General features: G+C 39.5%; 7 protein-coding genes. All 7 read right to left on the bottom strand.

Annotated elements, in window-relative coordinates; all coding sequences use genetic code 11:
• Positions 1 to 187: 187 nt before the first annotated feature.
• Complete coding sequence (locus tag HMPREF2961_RS06475) at positions 188 to 1480, bottom strand: adenylosuccinate synthase (RefSeq protein WP_002309895.1); 1293 nt, start codon at positions 1478 to 1480, stop codon at positions 188 to 190.
• A 666-nt stretch (positions 1481 to 2146) separates the two neighbouring features.
• Positions 2147 to 3514 (bottom strand): replicative DNA helicase, encoded by a 1368-nt coding sequence (dnaB, locus tag HMPREF2961_RS06470; protein WP_002288373.1) that lies wholly within the window; start codon positions 3512 to 3514, stop codon positions 2147 to 2149.
• 274 nt (positions 3515 to 3788) lie between these two features.
• Complete coding sequence (rplI, locus tag HMPREF2961_RS06465) at positions 3789 to 4241, bottom strand: 50S ribosomal protein L9 (protein ID WP_002288372.1); 453 nt, start codon at positions 4239 to 4241, stop codon at positions 3789 to 3791.
• A gap of 5 nt (positions 4242 to 4246) precedes the next feature.
• Positions 4247 to 6220: a DHH family phosphoesterase gene (locus tag HMPREF2961_RS06460; protein ID WP_070704368.1), complete on the bottom strand. Its 1974-nt coding sequence runs from the start codon at positions 6218 to 6220 to the stop codon at positions 4247 to 4249.
• 142 nt (positions 6221 to 6362) lie between these two features.
• Positions 6363 to 6599, bottom strand: a complete 237-nt coding sequence (gene rpsR / locus HMPREF2961_RS06455) for a 30S ribosomal protein S18 (RefSeq protein WP_002288370.1) — start codon at positions 6597 to 6599, stop codon at positions 6363 to 6365.
• A 25-nt stretch (positions 6600 to 6624) separates the two neighbouring features.
• Positions 6625 to 7137, bottom strand: coding sequence for a single-stranded DNA-binding protein (gene ssb / locus HMPREF2961_RS06450; protein WP_002288368.1), 513 nt, complete (start codon positions 7135 to 7137; stop codon positions 6625 to 6627).
• A gap of 50 nt (positions 7138 to 7187) precedes the next feature.
• A complete protein-coding gene (rpsF, locus tag HMPREF2961_RS06445; RefSeq protein WP_002293129.1) occupies positions 7188 to 7487 on the bottom strand; it encodes a 30S ribosomal protein S6 in 300 nt (99 codons plus the stop codon).
• Positions 7488 to 7699 lie beyond the last annotated feature (212 nt).

Below are 7699 nucleotides of genomic sequence, written 5' to 3'. Positions count from 1 at the left end.
AAAAAGGGAACTGCGACAAGACTTTTGTCACAGTCCCTTATTCTGAATAAACAGTGTTCAAGAGACAGCCTATCGGCAATAAGGCTAAACGTCTCTTTCACTACCTCTTCAAGTGATTATTATCGTATAGATAAACACTTCGACTCGCTCTGGTAAGAACGTCCTGATTCAGTCGTCGTTTTTATCCTTAGATTTGCGCCCAGACGCTTTCTAAGATGTTTGTTTGTGTTCTATCAGGTCCGACAGAAAATGTTGAGATACGTACACCAACAAGCTCTGAGATACGACGTACATAGTTACGTGCGTTTTCTGGCAGTTCTGCAAGTGTTTTGCATCCTGTAATATCTTCTGACCAGCCTGGCAATTCTTCATAGATTGGTTTGCAACGGTTCAACTCTTTCAAGCTTGCTGGATAGTGGTAGATTAGTTCGCCATCTAATTCATAAGCCGTGCAAATTTTTACGGTTTCCAATCCACTTAATACATCGATTGAGTTTAAAGATAGGTTGGTAATACCTGAAACCCGTTTAGAATGGCGCATAACTACAGAATCAAACCAACCGACACGACGAGGACGTCCAGTTGTCGTACCGTATTCTCGTCCTACTTTGCGGATTTGTTCACCTGTTTCATCAAATAGTTCAGTTGGAAATGGTCCATCACCGACACGTGACGTATAGGCTTTGCAGACGCCGACGACTTTATTGATTTTTGAAGGACCTACACCGCTTCCGATTGTAACACCACCGGCTACTGGATTAGAAGAAGTAACAAAAGGATAGGTTCCTTGATCGATATCCAACATGACTCCTTGTGCCCCTTCAAACAACACGCGTTTACCTGCATCTAAGGCGTCATTCAAGATAACCGAAGTATCCGTGACGTATTGTTTGATTTGTTGTCCATATTCATAATATTCTTCAAAAATATCGTCAAAATCAAGTGGTTCTGAATCAAACATTTTTACAAATTGACGGTTTTTATCATCTAGATTCAAACGAAGACGTTCTTCAAAAATTTCTTTATCCAATAAGTCTGCGATGCGGATACCTACACGAGCGGCTTTATCCATATAAGCTGGTCCGATTCCTTTGATCGTTGTACCGATTTTGTTTTCACCTTTCGCATCTTCTTGTAATTGGTCCAATTTGATATGATAAGGCAAGATTACGTGTGCGCGGTCAGAAATACGCAGATTACTTGTTTCTACACCTTTTTCATGTAAATAAGCTAATTCTTTGACCAATGATTTAGGATTGACTACGACGCCGTTTCCAATCACACTGATCTTGTCTTTATAAAAAATCCCAGAAGGAATCAAATGCAGTTTATAAGTCACACCATTGAATTTGATTGTATGCCCTGCATTGTCGCCACCTTGGTACCGTGCAATCACTTCAGCATTTTCACTGAGAAAGTCTGTGATTTTTCCTTTCCCTTCATCGCCCCATTGCGTACCTACTACTACTACAGATGACATGTGAACACCTCGTTCTATATTATTTAATCCTGAACCATTGTATCAATAATAGATACATAATTCAAATAAAATCGAATGATTTTTATTTTTATTTTATAAAAACGCTTAAAAAACGAACTTTTATCCTTTTAGAATGATTGTTAAAAAAGAGGTTGTAACAGAAGTGGTCAGCTTCAAGAAATAAGAAGGAATTTACGAAAATTGCTTCTCAAATTTTTGTGAAATTTCGGCTTATTTCCGAAGAAGCTACTTCTGGAACACCGTGAATCAGAGGTTGTGAAAAGCTTCTCTGCATCAAGCAGTAAGAACAATCAGATAAAAATAGCACTCCATATTTTTCATCTGATTGGGTTTAGTGCCGCAGATGCAAGCTTTTGAATACCGTTTAAGGAAGAGGTTGTGAAATCAGCGTTCTGATCTGAGTATTAGCTCAACAAACGTAAAAATAGTTCCTCATATTTTGCCGTTTGTTGAGCTAATGCCGAGGGTCAGCTGATTGAACACCGTTTATTCGGAAAAAGGGATTGCGACAAGACTTTTGTCACAATCCCTTTGGAGATCTGTTTTAATTAAGTGCTCTAGTCACTCTTGCAGTTACTCGTCGCATCTTATACGAGTGCCCTTGGTCATTGCGCAAGGCTGAACGCTGCTTTCACAACCTATTCTTTAAAATTCTTCTCTTGGCGAAAGCGACGAAAATTTATTGTATTCTTTGATAAACAGCAGTTCAACTGTTCCTCGCGCACCGCTTCGGTTCTTCTCGATGATGACTTCGATGACGTTGTCATTTTTTGGCTCATTTCCATCATCGTCATCTCCGCCTTCTCTTTCATAATAATCATCCCGATACAAGAAGGCTACGATGTCCGCATCTTGTTCGATTGATCCGGATTCACGAATATCACTTAGTACTGGACGTTTGTCTTGTCGCTGTTCTACTCCACGAGACAACTGCGAAAGAGCAATGACAGGTACTTTCAGTTCTTTTGCCAGTTTTTTCAGTTGGCGGGAGATATCTGATACTTCTTGTTGACGGTTCTCTTTACCGTTCCCTTCAATCAACTGCAAATAATCGATCAATATCAAGCCTAGGTTGCCTTTTTCTTGCGCTAGTTTCCGACATTTCGCGCGGATCTCAGAGATCTTGATCCCTGGTGTATCGTCGATGAAAATATTTGCTCGAGAAAGACTTCCCATCGCAACGATCAGATTCGACCATTCTTCTTCCGAAAGCTGACCTGTACGCAAGTGGCTGGCTTCAATCGAACCTTCTGCACAAAGCATCCGATTTACAAGAGATTCCGCCCCCATTTCCAGACTGAATATCGCAACAGAACGATCTGTTTTGGTTCCTACATTTTGAGCAATATTCAATGCGAACGCTGTTTTACCTACCGCTGGACGGGCAGCCAGAATGATTAGTTCTTCGGGCTGGAAACCTGCTGTCATTTTGTCCAGACCTTGATAGCCAGTTGGTAGGCCTGTGATTTCTTCATTGTTTTGAGCTAGTCGATCGATATTTTCAATCGTTGAGTTCAGTACTTCAGCAATGGATAAAAAGCCGCTTCGATTTCTTTTTTCCGAAACCTCCAAGATACTGCGTTCTGCATCATCTAAGATCGTCTGAACTTCTTCTCCTTGCTCGAATCCTTTTGTAACGATCCCTGTTGCTGTCTGAATCAATGTACGCAATAATGATTTTTCTTCAACGATTTTCGCATAGTAGACGATATTTGCTGCTGTCGGAACTGCTAAAGCCAAATCTGATAGGTAACTTAAACCACCGGCATCTTCTAACAAATTTGCTTGTTCTAGCCGGTCTTTAACAGTAACAACGTCAATCGCTTCATTACGATCGTTCAACTCGATCATTGTCTCAAAAATAATTTGATGGCCGCGACGATAAAAGTCTTTTGGCTCTATGTACTCCATGGCATCAATGATCGTTTCTGCATCAAGAAAAACAGAGCCTAGAACCGCTTGTTCAGCTTCAATATTTTGCGGTGGGATTCGATCCTGCCACACTTCATTCATACGTATCGCTCCTTGTCTTCAATTGCTTCATTTTACAAGAAAATGATGGAAAAGTCATCATTCGCATCGAAAGTATCATAAAAAAATAGTTCACTTTTATTATACTCGTTTTCTTCATGCTATTTTACTGTTCTCAAAAAAGAAACCGAAATCAATCTGAAATCGATATGCAGCTTGTACTTTTGTTGCTGCAGCTGCTTTTCTCAGATAAATTTCGGTTTGTCTTTTCTCCTTCTGGTTCTTCTTACCAGCTGAACATCACTGTCAAGACTTGTTATTCTTGTACGACATGAACTTTGATCGTAGCCGTCACCTCATGATGCAACTTCACAGGTACGTTTGTGTAGCCTAGTGAACGGATTGGGTTTTCTAGTTCGATTTTTCGTTTATCTAATTTGATTTTGTATTGTTTGTTTAGCCCTTCAGCAATTTGTTTTGAAGGAATCGATCCAAACAAACGGCTGTCTTCCCCTGCTTTTGCTTTTAACTCGACTACCGTATCTTCTTTTTCCAAGAATTCTTTTAATTTTTTAGCTTCTTCCAAGATTTCAGCTTCGTGTTTTTCTTGGGCTTTCTTCTGTCCAGCTAACTGACTGATACTACTTTTCGTTGCTTCTTTTGCCAAGTTATTTTTGATTAGATAATTTTGTGCATAACCTGCTGGAACTTCTTTGATGTCCCCTTTTTTACCTTTTCCTTTTACGTCTTGTAAAAAAATTACTTTCATTTGGATTACTCCTTATCATATATTTGATTCATATTTTCTTTGATTGCAGCAAAAAGCTTCTGTTTTGTTTCTTCAACTGTCGTATTCTCCAGTTGAGTAGCTGCATTTGTGAAGTGTCCTCCACCACCTAAGGATTCCATGATGATTTGGACATTGATCGTACCGGTACTTCGGGCACTGATCCCAATCAATCCGTCTGTCCGCTTCGTAATGACGAAAGCTGCGTTGATATTGATCATCGAAAGCAGTGTATCTGCTGTTTTTGCCGCTATGACACTATTATACTCTTTTTCATCTGTTCCTGCCGCCACAACAATATCAGAAGTCACATACTCGCTTCCAGCAATCAAATGACTGATTTCCAAGTATGTCGCTAAGTCCGAGCTCAATAAATATTGTACTAAGGATGCGTCTGCTCCACAAGACCTTAAATAGCTGGCAACATCAAAAGTTCGTGCAGTTGTACGAACATTGAAACTATTCGTATCTACAACCATCCCTGCAAGTAATAGTGTGGCCTCAAAGCGATCTAAACGATTCGTTTTGCTACTTTGGTATTGGATCAGCTCAGAAACTAGCTCTGAAGCGGAAGAGGCTGAAGATTCGATATAAGTCAGCAAAGGCTTGCTTGGAAACTCTTCCCCTCGGCGGTGATGATCAATGATCACGATCTTATCAAATTGCTCATATAGGCTCAGAGAGATCGATAGAGAAGGTTTATGATAATCCACCATCACGAGGAGGTCTTCTTCTTTTTTCAGCTCTATGGCGCGTTCTGGAGAGATTAATTGCATTTCTAATTCTGGATGTTTATGGATTTCTTCGAGACAACGTTCCACATCTGGAATGATTTCGTTCTCGTTGATAACGATATAAGCCTTTTTCTGGTTGAAGCGTGCAAGACAACTGACACCAAAAGCAGAGCCTAAAGCATCCATATCCGGAAATTTGTGTCCCATGATGAACACATCGCCTGTTTCATCAAAAATCCGGCGCAAAGCAGTACTCATCGCTCGAGAACGGACACGCGTGCGTTTGACATTCTTAGCTGATTTACCGCCATAATAAACAGGTTTCGCACCTTCTTTTACCTCTTTCACGACAACTTGGTCGCCTCCGCGGACTAGAGCAACATCTAAATTGTTCTGAGCTTCTCCACCGATTTCATCGAGGGATCTTGCGCCATAAGCGATCCCCATACTCAGGGTGATAGGTGAACTCTGTTTTTCAGCTTCTGCTCGAAAGCGATCCAACAAATCAAATTTTTTATCCATCATCTTTTTCAGATCGATCATCTGCGCGACGAAGAAAAACCGTTCTGCGTTGATTCTTTTGAAAAAGACATGGTATTCATTCATCCAGTCAGAAACTAGTGTAGTGACGAAAGAGTTCAAATAAGAAATCTCTTTGTCATCCAATTTATCAATAGCATCTGCATAGTTATCAATAGATAAAATACCGATCACTGGCTGACTGTTCGCCTGATGAAGTTTCAATAACTGGTTTTGGGTGATATCATTAAAATAAACGACACCCTTTACTGTATCCATATCAAACTGAAATGTTTTATCTGCTAAATAGACTTGGTTTTTCTTTTTTTCTTTTGCAGTAAAAAAAGTATCTAACAATTCTTCCTCTGTTAATCCACTTTGATCTTTGACTTTCAATGCCAAAGGATTGAGCCATTCGATTTTTTGGCTTGATGGCTGATAAGCAATCACTCCTACAGGCATGACTTCTGAGACATAAGCCAGATTGGTTTCGGCTACGGTCGAAGCCTGCTGGATCTTTTCACGTTTATTTAAAATAAGCCAGCGTTTCATTTTCAACCAATAGCGAACGCCCCATAAATTCATCAAAAGAATGACCGAAGCGCTAACAAAACGAAATGGTAAAATTAAGACTACCAATACTTCGATTAGTATAAACAGGATAAGGAAGAGAGGTTTTGGGGATAAATGATTGTTTTTATTTTCCATAATTTTCCTCCCATATATGACTAACTTGATTTTACCATAACTTTCGTCATTCAAGCGACTAAACGAATATCGGTTATTTTTACAGAAAAAAAAGAATTGAATAGCTGATCAAAAGGATCAGTCATTCAATTCCTCGGATTTATTAGTCTTCGCTAACGAAAGGTAGCAAGCCCATGATACGTGCGCGTTTGATTGCAACAGTAATTTTACGTTGGTTTTTAGCGCCTGTACCAGTTACACGACGTGGCAAGATTTTACCGCGTTCTGAAATAAATCTTTTTAGTAATTCGATATCTTTATAATCGATATATTCAATATGGTTAGCAGCAATGTAGTCTACTTTACGACGTTTACGTCCGCCTCTTCTTTGTTGTGCCATTCTATTTCCCTCCTATCAAATTCGTTTAGAATGGTAAATCATCATCTGAAATGTCGATCGTTGAACTTGAGCCGAATGGGTCAGAAGTATCACGGTCGAAATCAGGCATACCGTTGGATGATTGAGATGTTTGATTAGAGTTATTGTTTCCGCCAAATCCGCCAGCTGATTGACCAGAACTTTGGAATCCGCCGCTTTGTTGGCGATTTTCAGATGCAGAACGACTTTCCAGCAATTGGAAGTTGTCAGCTACTACTTCTGTTACGTATACACGTTGTCCTTGCTGATTATCATAAGAACGAGTTTGGATACGTCCAGTAACACCTAAAAGTGTTCCTTTACGAGCATAGTTTGCTAAAGTTTCTGCTGATTTGCGCCAAATCACACAGTTGATAAAATCAGCCTCGCGATTGCCGCTTTGGTTTGTAAAATTACGATTCACAGCCAAAGTAAATGTTGCGACTGCCGTACCACTTGCTGTGTAACGCAAATCTGGATCTTTCGTCAGACGTCCAACTAATACAACATTATTAATCAAAATAGTCATCTCCTCTCATCGTTTTTCTATTGTTTCACATGAAACAACAATTAAGCTTCTTCTTTAACAATCATGTGACGAATGATATCGTCGTTGATTTTAGCAAGACGGTCAAATTCACTGACAGCATTTGCTGATGATGGAGAAGATACTTTAACGATGTGATAGATACCTTCACGGTAACCGTTCATTTCATAAGCGAAACGGCGTTTTTCCCAATCTTTTGATTCGATAACTTCTGCTCCGTTATCTTTCAAGATTGCATCGAAACGTTCGATTAAAGCAGTTTTTGCTTCTTCATCAATGTTTGGACGAATAATGTACATGATTTCATATTTCGTGTTTTCCATTGATATTCACCTCCCTGTGGACTTTCGGCTCTTAGGTTCCTAAGAGCAAGGAGAGTTATCTAATTAATTAGACTACTCACAAGCTTTGATTATACACTCTATTTTGGTCAAAAGCAATACAGAATAAACAGTTTCAAATATTTTAAGAGAAATTCAATTAATCAAAAAAGCGAGCAAGGGAACTGTGACAAAAGTCTTGTCGCAGTTCCCTT

Origin of the sequence: Enterococcus sp. HMSC076E04, assembly GCF_001814285.1 — a bacterium.
Taxonomy (GTDB): domain Bacteria; phylum Bacillota; class Bacilli; order Lactobacillales; family Enterococcaceae; genus Enterococcus_B; species Enterococcus_B lactis.
Note: the sequence above shows the minus strand (reverse complement) of the source record. Positions and strands in the feature narration are given on the sequence as shown.

Coding starts and splice junctions, on each gene's coding strand:
- HMPREF2961_RS06475 (WP_002309895.1), bottom strand. CDS start 1,480: ATGTCATCTGTAGTAGTAGTAGGTACGCAATGGGGCGATGAAGGGAAA.
- dnaB (WP_002288373.1), bottom strand. CDS start 3,514: ATGAATGAAGTGTGGCAGGATCGAATCCCACCGCAAAATATTGAAGCT.
- rplI (WP_002288372.1), bottom strand. CDS start 4,241: ATGAAAGTAATTTTTTTACAAGACGTAAAAGGAAAAGGTAAAAAAGGG.
- HMPREF2961_RS06460 (WP_070704368.1), bottom strand. CDS start 6,220: ATGGAAAATAAAAACAATCATTTATCCCCAAAACCTCTCTTCCTTATC.
- rpsR (WP_002288370.1), bottom strand. CDS start 6,599: ATGGCACAACAAAGAAGAGGCGGACGTAAACGTCGTAAAGTAGACTAC.
- rpsF (WP_002293129.1), bottom strand. CDS start 7,487: ATGGAAAACACGAAATATGAAATCATGTACATTATTCGTCCAAACATT.